20 protein-coding genes and 1 tRNA gene are annotated in these 18,730 nt (G+C 66.5%); 12 read left to right on the top strand and 9 right to left on the bottom strand.

Annotation, left to right across the window (positions count from 1 at the left end; translation table 11 throughout):
• Positions 1-117 precede the first annotated feature (117 nt).
• From rpmF to N416_RS0114610, 6 genes are all read left to right on the top strand, one after another.
• Positions 118-291: a 50S ribosomal protein L32 gene (gene rpmF / locus N416_RS0114640; protein ID WP_024442852.1), complete on the top strand. Its 174-nt coding sequence runs from the start codon at positions 118-120 to the stop codon at positions 289-291.
• A gap of 64 nt (positions 292-355) precedes the next feature.
• On the top strand, positions 356-1,048 hold the full coding sequence (locus tag N416_RS0114635; protein WP_024442851.1) for a response regulator transcription factor: 693 nt from the start codon (positions 356-358) through the stop codon (positions 1,046-1,048).
• Positions 1,048-2,496 carry a HAMP domain-containing sensor histidine kinase gene (locus N416_RS0114630; RefSeq protein WP_024442850.1) on the top strand — a complete coding sequence of 483 codons (1,449 nt, stop codon included), beginning with the start codon at positions 1,048-1,050 and terminating at the stop codon, positions 2,494-2,496. The genes N416_RS0114635 and N416_RS0114630 overlap by 1 nt, the downstream gene beginning before the upstream one ends.
• Positions 2,497-2,551: 55 nt before the next feature.
• Positions 2,552-3,976 (top strand): S1C family serine protease, encoded by a 1,425-nt coding sequence (locus tag N416_RS0114625; protein WP_024442849.1) that lies wholly within the window; start codon positions 2,552-2,554, stop codon positions 3,974-3,976.
• Positions 3,977-4,079: 103 nt separating this feature from the next.
• Positions 4,080-4,574 (top strand): molybdenum cofactor biosynthesis protein B, encoded by a 495-nt coding sequence (locus N416_RS0114620; RefSeq protein WP_024442848.1) that lies wholly within the window; start codon positions 4,080-4,082, stop codon positions 4,572-4,574.
• A 204-nt stretch (positions 4,575-4,778) separates the two neighbouring features.
• The gene (locus tag N416_RS0114610) at positions 4,779-5,237 is read left to right on the top strand and encodes an MscL family protein (protein ID WP_369797605.1); all 459 of its coding nucleotides are present in this window, start codon (positions 4,779-4,781) and stop codon (positions 5,235-5,237) included.
• A gap of 6 nt (positions 5,238-5,243) precedes the next feature.
• On the opposite strand, the gene N416_RS0114605 is transcribed toward N416_RS0114610, so the two are convergent.
• The 3 genes from N416_RS0114605 to N416_RS0114595 form a co-directional block, all read right to left on the bottom strand.
• Positions 5,244-5,894 carry an SAF domain-containing protein gene (locus N416_RS0114605; protein ID WP_024442846.1) on the bottom strand — a complete coding sequence of 217 codons (651 nt, stop codon included), beginning with the start codon at positions 5,892-5,894 and terminating at the stop codon, positions 5,244-5,246.
• 66 nt (positions 5,895-5,960) lie between these two features.
• A complete protein-coding gene (locus N416_RS0114600; RefSeq protein ID WP_024442845.1) occupies positions 5,961-6,338 on the bottom strand; it encodes an FmdB family zinc ribbon protein in 378 nt (125 codons plus the stop codon).
• A gap of 108 nt (positions 6,339-6,446) precedes the next feature.
• Positions 6,447-7,043 (bottom strand): 5-formyltetrahydrofolate cyclo-ligase, encoded by a 597-nt coding sequence (locus N416_RS0114595; RefSeq protein ID WP_231384291.1) that lies wholly within the window; start codon positions 7,041-7,043, stop codon positions 6,447-6,449.
• A 76-nt stretch (positions 7,044-7,119) separates the two neighbouring features.
• Here N416_RS0114595 and N416_RS0114590 point away from each other — a divergent pair, with 76 nt between their 5' ends.
• The 5 genes from N416_RS0114590 to N416_RS0114570 all read left to right on the top strand — a co-directional run bounded on the left by N416_RS0114590 (position 7,120) and on the right by N416_RS0114570 (position 11,423).
• A complete protein-coding gene (locus N416_RS0114590; protein ID WP_024442843.1) occupies positions 7,120-8,031 on the top strand; it encodes a UTP--glucose-1-phosphate uridylyltransferase in 912 nt (303 codons plus the stop codon).
• Between the two features lie 51 nt (positions 8,032-8,082).
• Entirely contained in the window at positions 8,083-9,360 is a 1,278-nt protein-coding gene (gene glp / locus N416_RS0114585) for a gephyrin-like molybdotransferase Glp (protein ID WP_024442842.1), read from the top strand.
• A gap of 10 nt (positions 9,361-9,370) precedes the next feature.
• Positions 9,371-10,033, top strand: a complete 663-nt coding sequence (locus N416_RS0114580; RefSeq protein WP_024442841.1) for a GNAT family N-acetyltransferase — start codon at positions 9,371-9,373, stop codon at positions 10,031-10,033.
• 146 nt (positions 10,034-10,179) lie between these two features.
• Positions 10,180-11,301: a gephyrin-like molybdotransferase receptor GlpR gene (glpR, locus tag N416_RS0114575; RefSeq protein ID WP_024442840.1), complete on the top strand. Its 1,122-nt coding sequence runs from the start codon at positions 10,180-10,182 to the stop codon at positions 11,299-11,301.
• 49 nt (positions 11,302-11,350) lie between these two features.
• Positions 11,351-11,423: transfer RNA gene (locus N416_RS0114570), tRNA-Ala, on the top strand.
• A 33-nt stretch (positions 11,424-11,456) separates the two neighbouring features.
• Here N416_RS0114570 and N416_RS0114565 read toward each other — a convergent pair.
• The 5 genes from N416_RS0114565 to N416_RS0114545 all read right to left on the bottom strand — a co-directional run bounded on the left by N416_RS0114565 (position 11,457) and on the right by N416_RS0114545 (position 16,986).
• Positions 11,457-12,533 (bottom strand): MinD/ParA family protein, encoded by a 1,077-nt coding sequence (locus tag N416_RS0114565; RefSeq protein ID WP_231384284.1) that lies wholly within the window; start codon positions 12,531-12,533, stop codon positions 11,457-11,459.
• Positions 12,534-12,820: 287 nt separating this feature from the next.
• The gene (locus N416_RS0114560; RefSeq protein WP_024442838.1) at positions 12,821-14,641 is read right to left on the bottom strand and encodes an amidohydrolase; all 1,821 of its coding nucleotides are present in this window, start codon (positions 14,639-14,641) and stop codon (positions 12,821-12,823) included.
• A 194-nt stretch (positions 14,642-14,835) separates the two neighbouring features.
• A complete protein-coding gene (locus tag N416_RS0114555) occupies positions 14,836-15,315 on the bottom strand; it encodes a hypothetical protein (RefSeq protein WP_036458119.1) in 480 nt (159 codons plus the stop codon).
• A gap of 241 nt (positions 15,316-15,556) precedes the next feature.
• Positions 15,557-16,381, bottom strand: a complete 825-nt coding sequence (locus N416_RS0114550; RefSeq protein WP_024442836.1) for a hypothetical protein — start codon at positions 16,379-16,381, stop codon at positions 15,557-15,559.
• Positions 16,378-16,986, bottom strand: coding sequence for a TetR/AcrR family transcriptional regulator (locus N416_RS0114545; protein WP_024442835.1), 609 nt, complete (start codon positions 16,984-16,986; stop codon positions 16,378-16,380). Before N416_RS0114545 ends, N416_RS0114550 begins: the two co-directional genes overlap by 4 nt.
• Positions 16,987-17,286: 300 nt before the next feature.
• Here N416_RS0114545 and N416_RS0114540 point away from each other — a divergent pair, with 300 nt between their 5' ends.
• Entirely contained in the window at positions 17,287-18,321 is a 1,035-nt protein-coding gene (locus tag N416_RS0114540) for an EcsC family protein (protein WP_192830998.1), read from the top strand.
• 25 nt (positions 18,322-18,346) lie between these two features.
• On the opposite strand, the gene N416_RS0114535 is transcribed toward N416_RS0114540, so the two are convergent.
• Positions 18,347-18,676 (bottom strand): DUF732 domain-containing protein, encoded by a 330-nt coding sequence (locus N416_RS0114535; RefSeq protein WP_024442833.1) that lies wholly within the window; start codon positions 18,674-18,676, stop codon positions 18,347-18,349.
• Positions 18,677-18,730: the final 54 nt, after the last annotated feature.

Here is an 18,730-nt window from a genome sequence, read left to right as displayed (position 1 = left end):
CTCGCTGAACCGCCGGGTCCGCTATTTTGGAGCCGACGCTGGTCACCGGCTATCCTTTCGGATAGTCCCGCCGCTGGTATCGAGCGGCTCTATGCCAACAACAGGAGAGGCTCGACCATGGCCGTGCCGAAACGCAGGATGTCGCGTGCGAACACTCGTAGTCGCCGCGCGCAGTGGAAGGCTGAGGCAACCGGCCTGGTCAACGTGACGGTCGCCGGCCGTGCGCACAAGGTGCCGCGTCGCCTCCTCAAAGCCGCACGCCTGGGCCTCATCGACCTCGATCGCCGCTAAATAGGCTCCGACACGACCGGCTCCTGACCCTCCAGATCGCCTTTCGGATGATTGGATAGCACCCATGGCTACCCGGGTACTGGTTGTTGATGACGATCGCGCTGTGCGCGAGTCGTTGCGCAGGTCTCTGTCGTTCAATGGTTACTCGGTCTCGCTGGCCACTGACGGCGTCGAGGCGCTCGAGGCAATCACCAGCGATCGTCCGGACGCGATGATCCTGGACGTCATGATGCCGCGGCTGGACGGACTGGAAGTCTGTCGCCAGCTGCGTAGCACCGGTGACGACCTGCCGATCCTGGTGCTGACGGCCCGAGACTCGGTGTCCGAGCGGGTGGCCGGCCTCGATGCCGGTGCGGACGACTACCTGCCGAAGCCGTTCGCCCTGGAGGAACTGCTGGCGCGGATGCGGGCGCTGCTGCGCCGGACCACCGCCGAGGACCTGTCCGAATCGGTCGCGATGTCGTTCGAAGACCTGACGCTGGACCCGGTGACCCGCGAGGTTACCCGCGGGGACCGGCAGATCAGCCTGACCCGCACCGAGTTCGCCCTGTTGGAGATGTTGATCGCCAACCCGCGCCGGGTGCTGACCCGCAGCCGCATCCTCGAGGAGGTCTGGGGTTTCGACTTCCCCACCTCGGGCAACGCGCTGGAGGTCTACATCGGGTACCTGCGCCGCAAGACTGAAGCCGAAGGTGAGCCGCGGCTGATCTACACCGTGCGCGGAGTGGGCTACGTGCTCCGCGAGACTCCTCCCTGATGCAATCCTTCCGCCGTCGACAGGATGAAGAGGCGAAGAGGACTTCCCTGTCGCTGCGCTGGCGGGTGATGCTGCTGGCGATGTCGATGGTGGCATTGGTGGTGGTGCTGATGGCGGTGGCCGTCTACGCCGTGATCTCGGCTGCGCTCTACAACGACATCGACAACCAGCTGCAGAGCCGCGCGGAGATGCTGATCGCCAGTGGTTCGCTGGCCGCCGATCCCCGCAAGGCGATCGAGGGCACCGCCTACTCCGACGTCAACGCCATGCTGGTCAACCCGGGCCGGTCGATCTATACGGCCAACCAGCCCGGGCAGCGGCTTCCGGTCGGACAGCAGGAGAAGGCCGTCATCCGCGGCGAGCTGTTCCTGTCGCGCCGCACCGCGTCCGGTCAGCGGGTGTTGGCTGTGCATCTGCCCAATGGCAGCACGTTGCTGATCTCCAAGAGCTTGGCGCCCACCCGCGCGGTGACGATGAAGCTGCGGTGGGTGCTGCTGGTCGTCGGCGGGGTCGGTGTCGTGGTGGCCGCGGTGGCCGGCGGCATGGTCACCAGAACCGGGCTGAGACCGGTGGGCCGGCTGACCGAAGCGGCCGAACGGGTGGCGCGCACCGATGACCTGAGACCGATCCCGGTATACGGCAGCGACGAATTGGCCCGCCTCACCGAGGCGTTCAACGCCATGTTGCGGGCCCTGGCCGAGTCGCGAGAGCGGCAGGCGCGACTGGTCGCCGACGCCGGACACGAGCTGAAGACACCGTTGACATCGCTGCGTACCAACGTCGAGCTGCTGATGGCGTCCGCGGCCCCGGGCGCCCCGCAGTTGCCGGAGGAGGAGATGGCCGAACTGCGTGCTGACGCAATCGGTCAGATCGAAGAATTGTCCACGCTGGTAGGCGATCTGGTGGACCTCACCCGCGACGACCAACGTGAGGTCGCCTACGAGCAGGTCGACGTCACCGAGGTCGTGGACCGCAGCATGGAGCGGGTTCGGCGGCGCCGCAACGACATCGAGTTCGACATCCAGGTGCTCCCCTGGCACGTGTACGGCGACGCGGCGGGCCTGTCCCGTGCGGTGCTCAACCTGCTCGACAACGCGGCCAAGTGGAGCCCGTCGGGCGGGGTCGTCGGATTGCGGATGCGGCAGCTCGACCCGACGCACATGGAGATGGTCGTCTCGGACGAGGGACCGGGGATACCGGAGAGCCAACGGGAATTGGTCTTCGAGCGCTTCTACCGGTCGGATTCCGCGCGTGCCATGCCTGGATCTGGGCTGGGGCTGGCGATCGTCAAACAGGTGGTGCTCAAACACGGCGGAGCGATCACCATCGGCGAGACCATCCCCGGTGGGCATCCCCCCGGGACATCGTTCCGGATGGTGCTACCCGGCGGTCCCACAACGGCGGAAATACCCGTCGGAGCAGTCACAGGCGCTTCTCAGTCCACGTAGGCATGGTGGTGAGGCAACGTCGCCGCAGTCGTGTCCCTAGGAGTAGGCAAAAAACATGACGAATTACCCCGGGTACGTCCCGCCGTCTCAGCAACCGGAACGGTCCAACCCGGCTGGTGCACCGGCGGCGGACCAACGCGGACAGTCCGGTTACCCGGGCCGGCCCCCGCAAGGTGCGTACCCGCCGCCCTACGACTGGCGTTACGCCCCGCACCAGAGTCAGCAGCAGTCCGCTTATCGCTCCGCCTACGACGCCACCTACGGTCGCCCCGGTGTTCCGAGCGGTCCCGGTGGCGGGCGTGGCCCGGGCGGGGCACAGCCGAGGCGGTCCCGCACCGGCCTGGTGCTGGGGGCGGTAGCAATCGCGGCGATGTCCGGTGTGATGGGCGGTGTGGTCGGGTCGGCACTGCACTCCGATCACAAGCCGGTGGCCACCGGAAGCCACCTGCCGAGCATTCAGGCCCCGGGCGTACCGGCCGCGGTCAATCTGCCGGACGGCTCGGTGGAGAAGGTCGCGGCCAAGGTGGTGCCCAGCGTCGTCATGCTGGAGACCGATCTGGGCCGTCAGTCCGAGGAGGGCTCGGGCATCATCCTGTCGGCCGACGGGCTGATTCTGACCAACAATCACGTGGTGGCCGCCGCAGCCGCCAAGCCCGACCCGAGCACCAAGCTGGACCCGGGCGCTAAGCCCGACGGAGCTCCCAAGGGCGCCCCGAGGACCACGGTGACCTTCTCCGATGGCCGCACCGCGCCGTTCACCGTGGTGGGTACGGACCCAGCCAGCGACATCGCCGTGGTGCGTGCGCAGGGCGTCTCGGACCTGACCCCGATCACGATCGGGTCCTCAGCGGATCTGCGGGTGGGCCAGAACGTGGTGGCGGTCGGGTCGCCGCTCGGCCTGGAAGGCACCGTGACGACCGGGATCGTCAGCGCTCTCAACCGGCCCGTCTCCACCAGTGGTGAGTCGGGCAACCAGAACACGGTGCTCGACGCGATCCAGACCGATGCCGCCATCAATCCCGGTAATTCGGGCGGTGCGTTGGTCAACATGAACGGCGACCTGGTCGGCATCAACTCCGCGATCGCCACCATGGGCGGCGATTCGGCCGAAGCGCAGAGCGGTTCGATCGGCCTCGGCTTCGCGATCCCGGTGGATCAGGCCAAGCGGATCGCCGATGAACTCATCAACTCGCCGGACCACACGGCGTCGCACGCCTCGCTGGGGGTACGCGTCACCAGCGAGCGCAGCCTGCACGGCGCCAAGGTGGTCGAGGTGGTGCCTGGGGAGGCAGCCGCCAAGGCCGGTCTGCCCGAGGGCGCGACCGTTACGGCCTTCGACAAGCGCCCCATCGGCAGTGCCGACGCGCTGGTGGCCGCGGTGCGCTCCAAGGCGCCCGGCGACCAGGTGACGCTGACCTACCTAGACGCCGGCGGAGCATCCAAGACCGCGCAGGTCACGCTGGGTAAAGCGCAGCAGTGACGGGTTGCTGGGTCCGCTCGGTTCATGCGGCGGTCCCAGCTTCGGCTCTCCTTCGTCGAGCCTCGCTGAAACGCCGGCGGTAACCGGATATACGGTTGCACCCATGGAGCAGTCCCGAGAACTCGCCGGCCGCGCCCTCGTCGTCGTTGTTGACGACCGCACCGCCCACGGCGATGAGGACCAAAGTGGCCCGTTGGTCACCGAGTTGCTGGCCGAAGGCGGATTCATGGTCGACGGTGTAGTCGCCGTCGCCGCAGACCAGGTAGAGATCCGCAACGCGCTGAACACGGCGGTGATCGGCGGGGTCGACCTGGTCGTTTCGGTGGGTGGGACCGGGGTGACCCCGCGCGACGTCACCCCCGAGGCCACCCGCGAGCTGCTGGACCGCGAGATCCTCGGCATCGCCGAGGCGCTGCGCGCCTCGGGGCTGTCCGCTGGCATTGCCGACGCGGGGCTCTCGCGTGGTCTGGCCGGCGTCTCAGGCAGCACCCTGGTGGTCAACCTGGCTGGGTCCCGGGCGGCGGTCCGCGACGGGATGGCGACGCTGAACCCGCTGGCCGCAGCGATCATCGGCCAATTGTCCAGTCTGGAGATCTAGGCGGCCATGCCCGGACTCGAAGAGCACCAGTCGTCGTCGGACGAACGCGATCCCGACGACGCTCGAGAGGCTGAAGAACGCGAGCGCTGGTTGCGGGACAACATCCCGCCGCATCACGGTTGAGGTTCGACTTCGCGAAATCGCCCGTATGGACTCCACGGCGGCTATTACGGTTCGCCGTAGGCGGCGTGGCGCCGCTTCGCAGTGCATCTGTACGGAAGGGGAGTTGCGGTGCTCAAGGGGTTCAAAAATTTCCTGATGCGCGACGACGTCATCACGGTCGCCATCGGTCTGGTGGTGGCGCTGGCGTTTTCCAACCTGGTCAAGGCCTTCACCGACAGCGTGATCAACCCGCTGGTCTCGGCCGCGCAGCCCGACACGTCCGGGCTGGGGCTGGGTTACCAATTGGGGGCGGAGGGCAACGAGGCGACGTTCATCGACCTCGGTGCATTCATCTCCGCGATCGTCTACTTCGTGGTGTTCATGGCCACGATCTACTTCCTGATCGTGTTGCCCTACAAGCACATCCAGAAGCGCCGCGGGACCACCGTGTTCGGCGACCCGGCACCGACCAAGACCTGCCCGGAGTGCAAGTCCGAAATCGCCGCCGATGCCAACAAGTGCAAGTTCTGCGCCAGCGTCCAGCCCGCCACCGCCGCATAGCGGGGATCAGCGCAGGGTGAGCGTGACAGCCTGACCGAGCGTGGCGCCGGCCACCGCCACCGCCGCGGTGGCCGGCAACGCCACCAGTACCACCCGGTCATCCTGATTGTGCTTGCCCGACACCGAGACCACGATCCCGCCGCTGGCGAGCACCCGAGCGGCACCTGGCGGGCCGGCGACATCCTCGGGGGCGGCCGTCACGACGTCGACCACGTCGCCGGGGCGCACCAGATCGATCAGCGCGGCGTCGGCCGGATGCACCCCCACGATGCGGGCATCGGGTCCGGCGGCCGCCTCGGTGAGCCGGCGGCCCAGCATGCGTACATCGGTGAGTATCTCGCCGCGGCGGACCGGACCGGCTGGCGTCATCTTTGCCGCCTCGGCCACATCAGTGGCAGCACCGTCGGGAACCGTTCGAGCCGAACGGCTTTCGAGGGAAAGGTCGTCGATGGTCAAGGCGGTGCCCGGCGCGATGTCGCGGCGTGCCACTACGACGTCGAGCTGTTCACCCTGCGGGTTGGAGCGCATCGCCGTGACGCCGGCCAACACGACCAGAGCGCCGGCGGTGATTCGCCGGGCGCGCACGGTGCGAGTCCAGTCCGGACGCAGTGCCAGCGAGATCCGGCTGGCAAGTGTGGGGTTGAGCGAGTCGCCCATGGCGCCACGCTAGGCGGCCGGCCCACAACGGATCGCCGGCCGGGGCGCCGGGCTGTGGATAACGAACTACGCCGAGGCGGTCGCGGGCTTCGCAGACGCCGACGAGGAGGCGCTGGCCTTGGCGCTGTCGCCGGACGTGGAGCCGCTGTCGGTCGATTTGGTGCTGCTCTCGCCCGAACTGCTGCCCGAGTCGCTGGAGGCCGAAGAGCTGGCCGAGCTGCTGCCGTTGCTGGAACCGTTGGACGTTGACTTCCCCGACTTACCCGCTTCGCGGCTGTCGTTGCGGTAGAAGCCGCTGCCCTTGAAGACCACGCCGACCTTGCCGAAGATCTTGCGCAGCCGGCCGTTGCACTCCTCGCAGGTGGTCAGCGCGTCGTCGGTGAAGGCCTGGACCACGTCGAAGCGGTTGCTGCACTCGGTGCAGGCATAGCTGTAGGTGGGCACGTGAACCTCCGTGGATCGAACAATCGGCTTAGCACTCTACCGTGCTAAGTGCTAGAACCACCATGTGGCCTTCCTCATTCCAGGACTCGTGCTCAGGCCACCTCGACGTCAGCCCAGCGCCACCACACCGAGCCCGGGCGTCACGGCGTGGGTCATCGGCACGTCGTGGGGCTCCGCGGGCAGTTCATCGAGAAGCTCCGCGTCGCGAACCACCGCGACCAGCGGAACCTGCGGCCTGCGCCACCGCAGCGAGCGGTCGTAGAACCCGGCGCCGCGCCCCAGCCGCGCGCCCCGGCGGTCGACGGCCACCGCCGGCACCACGATCAGGTCCGCCTCGGCCAGCGCGTCAGCGGCCAGCCAGGGTTCCGGTGGTTCGAGCAGTCCGAACCGGGCGGTGGTGAGATGCTCGGGCCGGTATTCGCCCCACAGCAGCGCCATCGGGGTGCCGTCGTCCTCGGTGCGCACCACCGGTAACAACACGCGCGCGCCGCGACGGGCCAAGCCCGCGAGCATCGCGGTCGAGCCCGGCTCGCTGCCCACCGGCGCATAGGCGCAGACCGTGGTGGCCTCGCCCGCGAGGCGCTCCAGGTGCTCGGCCAGCGCCGCGGCCTCGGCCTCGTGCACAGCGGGGGTTACCGCGCGTCGGTCGGCGAGCAGCCGCGCCCGCAACGCGGACTTGGCGGCCACCACCGCGTCGTCGGTCACGGCAACCAGACTGTCAGCAACGGCTCGCCCACCGCCAGCCGAAGAGGCGAAGTGGATTGCGGTTATCGTGTGAGCAATGCCCACGCCGAAGGTCCCGATTCCGCGCACCGCCATTGTGCCCGCGGCGGGTTTGGGCACCCGTTTCCTGCCCGCTACCAAGACCGTGCCCAAAGAACTGTTGCCGGTCGTCGACACCCCCGGCATCGAGTTGGTCGCCGCCGAGGCGGCCGAGGCCGGTGCCGAGCGGTTGGTGATCATCACCTCCGAAGGCAAGGACGGCGTGGTGGCGCACTTCGTCGAAGACCTGGTGCTGGAAGGCACGCTGGAGGCTCGCGGTAAGAAGGCGATGCTGGCCAAGGTGCGCCGGGCCCCGCAGTTGATCAAAGTCGAGTCGGTGGTGCAGGCCGAGCCGCTGGGTCTGGGGCATGCCATCAGCTGTGTCGAGCCCACCTTGTCCGACGACGAGGATGCCGTGGCGGTCCTGCTGCCCGACGACCTGGTGCTGCCCACCGGGGTGTTGGAGACCATGTCGGCGGTGCGTGCCCGCCGGGGCGGCACCGTGCTGTGCGCGATCGAGGTCAGCCCCGAGGAGGTCAGCGCCTACGGCGTCTTCGACGTCGAGCCGCTGCCCGACGGTGACAACCCGGACGTGATGCGAGTCAAGGGGATGGTCGAGAAGCCCAAGGCGCAAGACGCACCGTCGATGTATGCCGCGGCGGGCCGCTACGTGCTGGACCGGGCCGTGTTCGACGCGTTGCGGCGCATCGACCGCGGGGCCGGCGGCGAGGTGCAACTCACCGACGCCATCGCGCTGATGATCGCCGAGGGCCATCCCGTACACGTCGTGGTGCACCGGGGGTCGCGACACGACCTGGGAAATCCGGGCGGCTACCTCAAAGCTGCGGTTGACTTTGCCTTGGACCGCGATGACTACGGTCCAGATCTGCGCCGGTGGTTGGTGGCGCGGCTGGGCTTGGCGGAGAACTGAGCTGACGTCTGCGGAGAATCGGACCGAGGCTGCAACGGAGAAAGGCACACCGTGCGTTCGGTTGAGGAGCAGCAGGCCCGGGTTTCGGCTGCCGCGGTAGCGCCCCGCCCGGTCCGGGTGGCGATCGCCGAGGCGCAGGGCTTGATGTGTGCGGAGGAAGTGGTCGCCGAGCGGCCGATGCCCGCCTTCGACCAGGCCGCCATCGACGGTTACGCGGTGCGCAGCGTTGATGTCCTGGGTGCCGACGCGATCGGCGAGAGCTCTGCTGGGGCCGGACGCGATGATGCCGCCGATACCGTCGTCACCCTGCCGGTGTTGGGTGTCATCGAAGCCGGCGCCCGCACGCCCACTCGGCTGCAACCCAAGTTGGCCACCCGGATTCAGACCGGGGCGCCGATGCCCACGCTGGCCGATGCGGTGCTTCCGCTGCGCTGGACTGACGGTGGGAACTCCCGCGTGCGGGTGTTGCGGGGCGTCCGCCCGGGCGACTATGTGCGCCGGGTCGGCGATGACGTGCAACCCGGCGATGTGGCGGTGCGCGCCGGCACGGTGGTCGGGGCGGCTCAGGTGGGGCTGCTGGCCGCTGTCGGGCGCGATCGCGTACTGGTCCACCCGCGCCCCCGCGTCTCGGTCATGGCGGTGGGCGGCGAACTGGTCGACGTCAATCGCACGCCCGGCAACGGGCAGGTCTACGACGTCGACTCCTACGCGCTGGCCGCGGCCGGTCGTGACGCGGGCGCTGAGGTCAACCGGGTGGGCATCGTCAGCCATGACCCCAAGAAGCTGCGCGAGGTCGTCGAGGGACAGCTCAATCGCGCCGAGGTGGTGGTGATCGCCGGTGGGGTCGGGGGCGCTGCGGCCGATGAGGTGCGCGCGGCGCTGTCCGATCTCGGTGACATGGAGGTCGCCCGGATCGCGATGCACCCCGGTTCGGTGCAGGGGTTCGGCCAGCTCGGCCCCGAGGGTGTGCCGACGTTTCTGTTGCCCACCAACCCGGTGAGCGCGCTAGTGGTGTTCGAGGTGATGATTCGCCCGTTGATCCGGCTGTCGCTGGGCAAGCGTGAGCCAATGCGCCGGATGGTGCAGGCGCGCACCCTCGGGCCGATCGCTTCGATGCCCGGACGGAAGGGATTCTTACGCGGCCAGCTGATGCGCGACGAAGACACCGGCGAGTACCTGGTGCAGGTGCTGGGGGCGGGTGGCGGCACTGCGTCGCACTTGTTGGCCACGTTGGCCGAGGCGAACTGCCTGGTCGTGGTTCCCGAGGAGGTCGAGCAGATCGCCGCCGGCGAGTTGGTGGATGTCGCCTTCCTGGCGCAGCGGGGCTGAACCCGGGTCCATGTTGGTCAATCTGTGGCCGTTCAAAGCCGTTGAGCATCCCGGCTGGCCGAGTGTGCTGGGGCCCCTGCGGGTGCCGGCAGGGGTGATCCGGCTGCGGCCGGTGCGGATGCGGGACGGCGTGGCGTGGAGCCGGATCCGGCTGGCCGACCGCGCCTACCTGGAGCAGTGGGAGCCCAGCGTGGAGGTGGACTGGGTGACCCGGCACGGTAGTGCCTCCTGGCCGCCGCTGTGTTCGAGCCTGCGGACCGAGGCCCGCTATGGGCGGATGCTGCCGTACGTGATCGAGCTCGACGGCCGATTCTGCGGTCAGCTGACGGTGGGCAACATCGCCCACGGGGCGCTGCGCTCGGCCTGGATCGGCTATTGGGTGTCCAGCGCGGTGGCCGGGGGAGGAGTGGCCACCGGGGCGGTGGCCCTCGGGTTGGACCACTGCTTCGGGCCGGTACGGCTGCACCGGGTGGAGGCCACCGTCCGGCCGGAGAACGCGGCCAGCCGGGCGGTGTTGGCCAAGGTCGGCTTTCGTCAGGAAGGGCTGTTGCAGCGCTACCTGGACGTCGACGGCGGGTGGCGTGACCACCTACTGGTGGCGATGACGACGGAGGAGGTCGCCGGATCGGTGACCTCGGCGCTGATCCAGTCCGGCCGGGCCTCCCGGGTCTGACGAATATTCGGGCGAATGTTACCCGTGTGGTAGTTGTGACTGACGAGGTCAGCGAGTAAATTACAACTGTGTAATTGGTTCGGCGCGTCATCCGAGGTCGTGTGGCTCTCACACCTAGCCTTGGCTCGGAAAGGAGCAGGCCAACCATGCCCAGCATCCCGCAATCATTGCTCTGGATCTCACTGGTCGTCCTCTGGCTGTTCGTACTGGTGCCGATGCTGGTCAGCAAGCGTGACGCGGTGCGTCGTACCAGCGACGTCGCCCTGGCGACCCGGGTCTTGACCAGTGGTTCCAGTGCCCGGCTGCTCAAGCGCGGCGGCCCGGCAACCGGCCACCGCAGCGACCCCGACTGGCAGCACAGCGCCGACGACCTCGAGGACACCGACATCGATGATGTCGACGAGTCCGGGGCCGAACCCGCCGAGGGTGGTTCGCGGGTGTTCGTCGCCGCGGCGGCGGTGTTCGTCGCCGCCGAGCCGCAGGTCGGCGAGCAGGCTGAACTCGACTACTTGGACGTGGACGTCGTCGCCGACGACTCCGACGAATTGCCGCTGTCGGACGCGGGTCTGGCCGCCGAGGTGGAGGCGGAGGCGCGCGCCCAGGCCGAAGCCGAGGCCGCCGCTGAGGCGGAAGCTCGCGCTGCGGAGGAGGCCGCCCTGGCGGCCGAGGCCCTGGCGGCCAAGGCGGAAGCCGAGGCCGAGGAGGAGGCCGACGGGGAGCCGGCTGCCGAGGGTGAAGCCGACGGCTACGAGTACGAATACGTCGAGGACAGCTCCGGCCTGGAGCCTGCGGCGGAGTCCACCAGGGCGGGCGCGGCGGGTCTGTCGGCCCGCGGTCGCCGGCCTCGTATCGACACCGCTGCGGCGGTCAGCGCGCGTAAGTACGAGTTCCGCAAGCGGGTGTTGATGTCGCTGGCGGTCGTCTTGGTGCTCTCGGCGCTCACCGCCTTCACCGTGGCGCCCACCGCCTGGTGGATCTGTGGCGGCGCCGCGGGTGCGACGGTGCTCTATCTGGCCTACCTGCGCCGTCAGACGCGAATCGAGCAGCAGGTGCGGGCGCGCCGCGCACGGCGTTCCGAGCGGCCGCGTACGCAGCGCGAAAGTCTGCACACCGACGCGTTCGAGGTGGTGCCGTCACGGCTGCGCCGTCCGGGTGTGGCGGTGCTGGAGATCGACGACGAGGACCCGGTGTTCGAGCACCTGGAATACACCTCCAGCGCCGAACGGTACGGCTGGCGCGGCGACCTGGCACGCGCATCCGGTCAATAGGTCTCGGTTTCAGGGCACCGGCTGGGGGCTGGTAATCTCCTAGCGGTCAGGGGCTATAGCGCAGTTGGTAGCGCGTCTCGTTCGCATCGAGAAGGTCAGGGGTTCGATTCCCCTTAGCTCCACAGAGTTTGTGCAGATCAGGTCGTCGCGCCCGGTCAGTTCAGCGGATCGGATTTGCGCCCATGTTTTTCCGCCAGTGTCGCCGCGATTTCGAACAGGCGTAGCCGGCTCTGGGGACGAAGCTCATTCTGGGTGTCGATGATTCCGCCGCGGGCAAGGTGCGGATCGTATGGCATGTATTCGGCGGGGATCTCGGCTTCGGTGAACAGGTCGGTGAGGTAGCGTCGCGCATTCGCAGTGGCGTGGTTCCGGCTGTCGTTGAGGATGACCATCGAACGCGCCAACAGCTCGTCGTAGTCCATGGAGCGCAGCAGATCGATGGAACGGGCGACCGGCAGGGAGGTATCGCCGGTCAGCCCGCACACAAAGATCAAAGCGTCGCAGGAGTTGAATACCGTCTTCATCACCGGATGGTCCAGATTGTCAGATGTGTCGATCAGGACGATCTGGTGCGTACGGCGCAGGCGGGCCAACGCCTCGTTCAGCATCGACGGCACCAGTGGACGAGGCTGATCGGATGTCTGATTTCCCGACAGCACATCCAAACCGACGTTGTTGTGGCCGAGATGTTCTCGGATATCGGTGTAGCCCGCAATAGGACTCTTGGTGATGATCTCGGTGTAGCCGTCAGGTGCGTCGCTATCGATCCGGTCGGCCAATGTCCCGAAGCCCGGTGCGGCGTCGATCGCCACCACGTTGTCTGAACGGCATTCCCGGAAGATTCCGCCGATACATGTGGTCAGCGTGGTCTTACCGACCCCGCCTTTACCGGAGACCACGCCGATGACCAGGTGTTTGTGCATGCGCTGACGGATCTGGTCTCGAAGGACACGGTAATGCTGTTCAATTCGCGATTCCCCCGCGTTGATGCCGTGGAAGGAGGCCGCGTAAACCAGTTTGCGCCAGCCGGAGGCCGGTGCGGGCTTCCGCGGCGCGGGCGCATCCGGAATATGCAGGATTTCGGAGATCGGGTAATACCGACGGGGACGGCGGCCCGCCTCGTTTCCGATCCGGTGGGCACCGGCCTGATTCGGCCGCCGATGCGAACCGCGCTCCATGCGGGGAGTGCTCCACTCGGGCCGCGACGGTGACGATCGGTGCAGGTCGGTCACGGCGCCATTAGTAGCACGGGCGGTCGAGTGCCTATCGATGATTCGGGACAGTAATGCGAAACCGTTTGCCGGCCGTTACAGTCCTGCGGCTTACCGCTACGGTGACTGTCCCGGAGTTTTAGAGCTGTTTCGGCCGGCCGCGTCGGCGGAGAAGGCCGCAGAATCCGCAGTACCCTTATCCTTCTCGCGTTCGAGCACGCGCAGCAGGGCGGGCGCGGGGTTCGATAGTTGTCCTCTTAGGTCCACTGGATAAAGCCCCATTTAGTTTTGGGGCTTTCTTGTTTCTGCTACGCCCGGTGGCGAATTTGGCCGTTCATCATCGTCAAGGTGACTTCGGCGGTGTGGATCTCGTGCGGATCGATTTCCAAGATGTTCTTGTCCAGCACGATCAGATCGGCGAGCTTTCCGACTTCCACTGAGCCGACTTTGTCGTCGAGACGGAGTTGGTAGGCAGCACCCATCGTGTTGGCGTGTACGGCCTCAGCGCTCGATAGCACTTGGTCGGCGGGTGCCAGCACTTGCGCACCTGGCGTGCCCACGAGCTGTCGCGTGACGGCGATCTGGATCGAATCCAGCGGCTTGTACGTCGAGAAATAGCCAGCCGCGGGCCAGTCCGTACCTAGCGAAACTCGGCCGCCGGACTTCAGCACGTCCTGGATGCGATACATGAGGTCTTGGCGCGGTAGCCCATAGCGCGCCGCCATATTCGTGACGGTGTCGGGATCGGCCGACATCCAGTTGGCGGAGAACTGGGCGATGACACCCATCGCACCGAAACGCTCGCTGTCCGGGTCCTGGACATAGACCAAATGCGCGACAGAGTGCCGGCGATCGCGAGGCGGGTTGGTGGCGATCGCGTCACCGATCGAATCCAGGGCGGTGCGGGTTGCCCGCTCGCCGCAGGCGTGCACGTGGACATCGAAACCGGCTGCATCGACATCGCGGATGACCTGTCGCCACTGCTTTTCGGTGAACGGGGACGAGCCCGTGCAATCCGGCTTGTCGGCATAGGGGTCGATGAGCCAGGCCGTGTAGCCGCCCTGGGTACCGTCGCCGATCACCTTGACGACGTTGACTTGGACGAGTTCCGAAGAGACCCGATCGCGCAAAGCATTGAATTTCCGTACGACATCGCCCACCGGAGGCGATTTGACCAGGTAGGAGGCGACCACGCGGAACGGCAGCCGCCCCTCGTTTTCGAGGTTTGTATACAGCGCGATGATATCGCCCTGGTCACCGCCGACGGGTGGCACACCGGCATCGAAGACCGAGGTGATGCCGGCCTCGGAGGCCTTGGAAAGCCAGCCCTCCAGCAGTCGTTGCATGCCCTCGGGGCTGATCGGCTCGATGGCGTTGACGAGGCTCAGCACGGCATCGGTCTCGAGGACGTATCCGGTGGGCTGGCCCGTGTCGTCGCGAACGTAATAGCTGAATCCCGGAACTGGGTCTTTGGTGTCGCGGTTGATCCCGGCTATCTCGAGAGCCTTGCTGTTGGCCCACATGCTGTGGCCATCGATCGCGAAGAAGAATCCCGGGCGATCGGGCAAGATTCTGTCGAGTTCGTGCCGGGTCGGCCCCTCCGGGCCGAACATGTCTACCCGCCAACCGAAGCCGCGAACGGGGCCGTCCCGATTGGCTCTGGCGTATTCGGCGATGGCATCGAGGGCATCCGCTCCGGTAGGCAGTTGGAGGTCGACTCCGTGACTCAGAAATGCCCCGAGGAAGGGATGGATGTGGCCTTCGACGAAACCCGGCATCAGCAACTGGCCGCCAAGGTCGATCACCTCGGTGTCCAGCCCGGCGAGCGCCAACGCACCTGCCTCATCGCCCACGTAGCTGATCGTGTTGCCTTTGACTGCAATGGCTTCCGCCCACGGATCGGCATCGGAGACGGTGTAGACCCGGCCATTGTGGAAGACGAAGTCCGCTGGACCGGCCGTGGCTCTCGGGGATGAGGCTCCGGAGAAGGCAGGAGCCGGAGTCGCCGTCGAAGACAAGCTGGTCGTCCCTTCGGCCACCATCGCCCCGGAAGCCCGCGCCACAGTCCGATGAGTTGTCTGGAGGCCGTACTGGGCCAGATGGGGCTCCCACTCACACGCAGTACACATGCGGTTTGTTCGACTCCTCGTAGAGCGACGGTGCCGGTCGAGATGAAGGCTACTGTTCGATTGCGTCGAGCGGAGCGCTCTACGCCGCAACGTCGCGTGGTCGCGGTCATGGTGGAGTGCTGCCGCGCCGACCGGACGTTAGTTCGCTTACTTGTCCCTCCGGTTGGATCTCCGCAAATTCGCGATCTCAACCCTCAACCCTGGGGGCCGATAGGGGTGATGTGGTTGCTCAGTACCGGTCCGGAGTTGTTTGGGGGAGTGGCATTCTCGGGCGGCGGGGGCAGCGGGGCCGGGTCAGGCATGTGTCCTGGCTCGTCGGGCAGAACGTTGTCGGCGCGGACCTGGTAAGTCTCTTGGCTTGATATGTGGGTGCTGACCCAGCCACCGGGGTAATACGTGCAGTTGCTGTAGTACCCGCTGTTAGAGCAGCGGCTGGTCGCGTTCTCATAGTGGGCGGGAATCCCGATGATCCGGTCGCGTGTCCAATAGCCGTCTGGGCGGATCGGCGAATCGCAGATGACACGCGTCTCTCTGCCCAGAAACCCCCAGGGTCGGGAATCGCAGTTGGCGGGGATGTCGGCGCGAGCGACCGGCGGATTGTGGGCGCCCACGAAGGCAACTGCGCCGAAGGCGGCGATGGCGATGATTGATCTGGAGATCGGATGAGTAGACATGGGGAAGTAATCCTTCGAACTCGGCTTACAACAACACACGTTCTGGCGCGTCAGGCAAACAGTAGTTCACCCGGTGTTCACCTTAGCGTTACTTTTCGTTCACCGCGATTCGAAGGCGGACGGCGAGCATTACTGCTGATAGAGCCTCGTAGGCGGTTCTCGCCACGACTCCTGGCAACACGCGATGCCGTCGGCTATCGCAGAAGGGCTCGGATCGGCGAGCGAGCCGACCGGCGCGGCGCTAGGGGTGTGTCACGACGTAGGTCGGGTTGGTCAGCTCGGCACGGAGTTCTGCGAGGTCGAAAGGGCGATCCAGCCGGGCGCGTAGCACCTTGGGCTCGATCAGCATGTCGATCTCGGCTGTCTGTCGGGCGATCAGTCGCCCGATCAGCGGGTAGATACGGCGCATGATCGCCCGCTCGCCCGACGTGCAGCGCGATGCGCAGTAACCGACATGGCCGATTTCGTCGGTCAAAATCTCGCTATAGAGCAGTTCGATGCGTTCGGCGACTTCGGGCTCGTCGGCGAACAGCGCAGTGCCGGCGCGACGTAACTCGTCGAACATGATGCAGCCGGCCATCTCGGCCGCGCCGACGAACAGAAAACCGAGTCGCTCGGGGACGAATACGCCGGTCTTGACGAACTGTCGCATGACGAATCGCGGTGGAACAACTTGGAATGGCAGGCCGAATACGTCGAGCGCGTAGGCCAACAGTCTGGTGTGGTAATGCTCTTCGAGTTCGAGGTAGACGTTCTCGGGTGGCCGGTTGTCGTCACTGTTGCGCCCGTAAGTCTCGCCGAGTCCGACGCCGAAACGTTCTGCCTGATTGAGTTTGGCGGTTGCCAGCAGGAACAGCATGGTTTGGTCCAGGGCGCGATCGGGTCGCCGGCTGCGTAGGTTGCGAAGAAACGTCTTTCGGTCAACGGCTTTCGCTGACCGAACCGGATTGGCTTCGAGTCGACCGAAGAACTCCTCGCGGTTGGCCAACCGCCGATTCAACAGGTCCGCTTCTCCATCGCGCTGGCGCAAGTAGTCGCGGTATCCGTCAATTCCGGTGCCGTTCATCGGATCTCCATTCCCTTGACGATCATTGATACGTACCGATTCAGCAGTGTCGGATCGTGGGCTCCGGTGGATAACAGGGCGAAAAGACCGGTGAGGAAGAACGTTCCGAGTTCCGCGGCGTCGCTTTGCTGGGGAACTTGGTTGGCGGCCTGCGCTCGCGCGATGAGGTCTACCACGAATTCCGCGAGCGGGTGCTGCCTCAATTCGTTCTCGACGGGGCGGGTGGAGGAGAAATGCAGGCCGAGCATGTCTTGGAATACCTCTGCTCCCAAACGGTGCTTGGCGCGCAGGACGTAATGGACGAGTCGGGAAAGAACCGACGTCAGATCGCCTTCGGCATCACCGAGTTCGCTGATGATCCGCGTCTCCTCGTTGTGTTCGACCTCGATCAGGACGTGTTCCTTGGTCGGAAAGTGGAAGTAGAACGTGCCCCGGGCCACGCCTGCTGCGGTGGCGATGGCGCTGATGTCAGCGCCGGCCAGTCCGTGCTGGCGGATCTCCGACACCGCGGCCTCAAACAGTCGCGACCTCGTCTCGAGTCGACGGGCCTCCCGGACGCCGGAGGCTGCCGATCGCGTCTTCTTGGGGACCCTGGCGGTCGTCATCTTCGAACGCTACCAGTAATTACTGACGACCGTCAATGACGATCGTCAGCGATTATGTGGTGTGGGTGGGTCGTGCGCCCTTTGGAACCGGCTGACGAGCGCACTGCGCGACAAGGGCCTTGCCGCAACGGAGGGACTCACCCCGCAAGGCAGGCGCTGGCAGAGGTCGAGCGTGACGACCCGATTCGCGCGCCGCCGCTGACCCAGGCCGTCGTGGCCGCGGGCGAGATCCCGCTTGGTTCGCCGATGGGCCTAGATCTTCGCCCCCCTCGACCGGCGGTGAGCGATAGGATTTTCGACGTGGCTCAGTCCCGTCGGCCGGTCATGTCCTCTTATGAGCGCAAGCAATGGGACGCGCTGCTGGAGGCGGCCACCGGCGCCGAACCGCCCGGATGGTTCGAAGGACTGAACCAGGGCATCGCCGATCGCGCCAAAGGCGTGGTCTCCCAAGTCCGCTCCGGGGTCGAGCGGGTCCCGGGCGTCACCGCGGCAATCGGCAAGTTGGACCAGGTCACCACCAAGGCGTTGGAAGCCTTGCACACCGTGCTGGTCGAGCGCGGGCTCAATTCGGTCAAACCGGCCAACGTCTTTGCGATGTTCGCCGATGAGGGCCTCACGGTGCGGTCCTACAGCGAGGTCAAGAACCTCGACCTGAAGCACTGCGACCACTCGGTCCCGCGCCGCAAGGAACGCTACGTTGCCCTGGCCATTGCCGAAGGCGCGGCGTCCTCGCTGGCGGTGACCGGTACGGCGGTGACCAGCGCGGTCACCGGCGGCACGACCATGACCGTCGCCGCCTCGGCCGTCGTGGCGGACGTGACCGCGGTACTGGTCGGCATGGGCCGGATCGTGGCATTGGTTGCGGCGCATTACGGTTACGACGTCCGCGAGCCCGACGAGCAGGCGTTCGCATCAGGGGTGATCGCCTATTCCTCCGCCGGCAACTCCGCGGAGAAGACCGCCGCCTTGGCGTCGCTGTCGCGTCTGACCCAGCAGATGATGCGGCAGGAGACGTGGCACCAACTACAGCCGCAGCAGGCGGACAACGTGATCAGTCAGGTCTCCATGGCGCTCGGCTTCCGCTTGGCCAAACGCAAGCTGGCGCAGGCAGTTCCGATCTTGGGTGCGGTGGTCAACGGCGGGCTCAACGCACGCATTGCCCAGCAGACCTTCGAACGCGCCCAGCAGGCCTACCGGCTGCGTTTCCTCACCGAGAAGTATGACCTGGACGCCGGGCTGTGGGAGCCGGCGGTGATCTCCGACGGCGATGTCGACATCCCGCTGATCGACGAGATACTCGACCGGTCCGCTCATCGGTTCCAACCCGGCGACTAAGACCTCCAGCAGCTGAACCGGCGAATCAGTGCAGGGTGTCAGGGCACAGTTCATGCTGCGCGATGTCGATCACCGGGCGCAGGTTGACAGTCAGATCGTCGACCATCGACGGTCCGCCGAATGACGGGCGACGCACGTAATCGTTGACGACCTGATCGACCGAGGAGCCGCTGCGAAGCTGGTTGCAGAACCGGTGTCCGGCCGACAGGCGCGCGTTGGGCGGACCGGACTTGAAGACACCGTTGGCGTCGAGTGCCGCGAGATAGCTCGCGTCGTCGGCGAAGGCCGGTGCACTGCCGAGTAAGGCGATGGCGGCGCTCCCGACGAACACGGCTGCACCCAGAATCCGATTCATACCGGCGATGCTAAGCGATCAGGGGTCGAAAGAACGTTGACTCTGCGTCCATGG

It is taken from the genome of Mycobacterium sp. UM_WGJ (assembly GCF_000455125.1).
GTDB lineage: Bacteria > Actinomycetota > Actinomycetes > Mycobacteriales > Mycobacteriaceae > Mycobacterium.
This window is presented reverse-complemented; position numbering and strand designations above follow the sequence as displayed.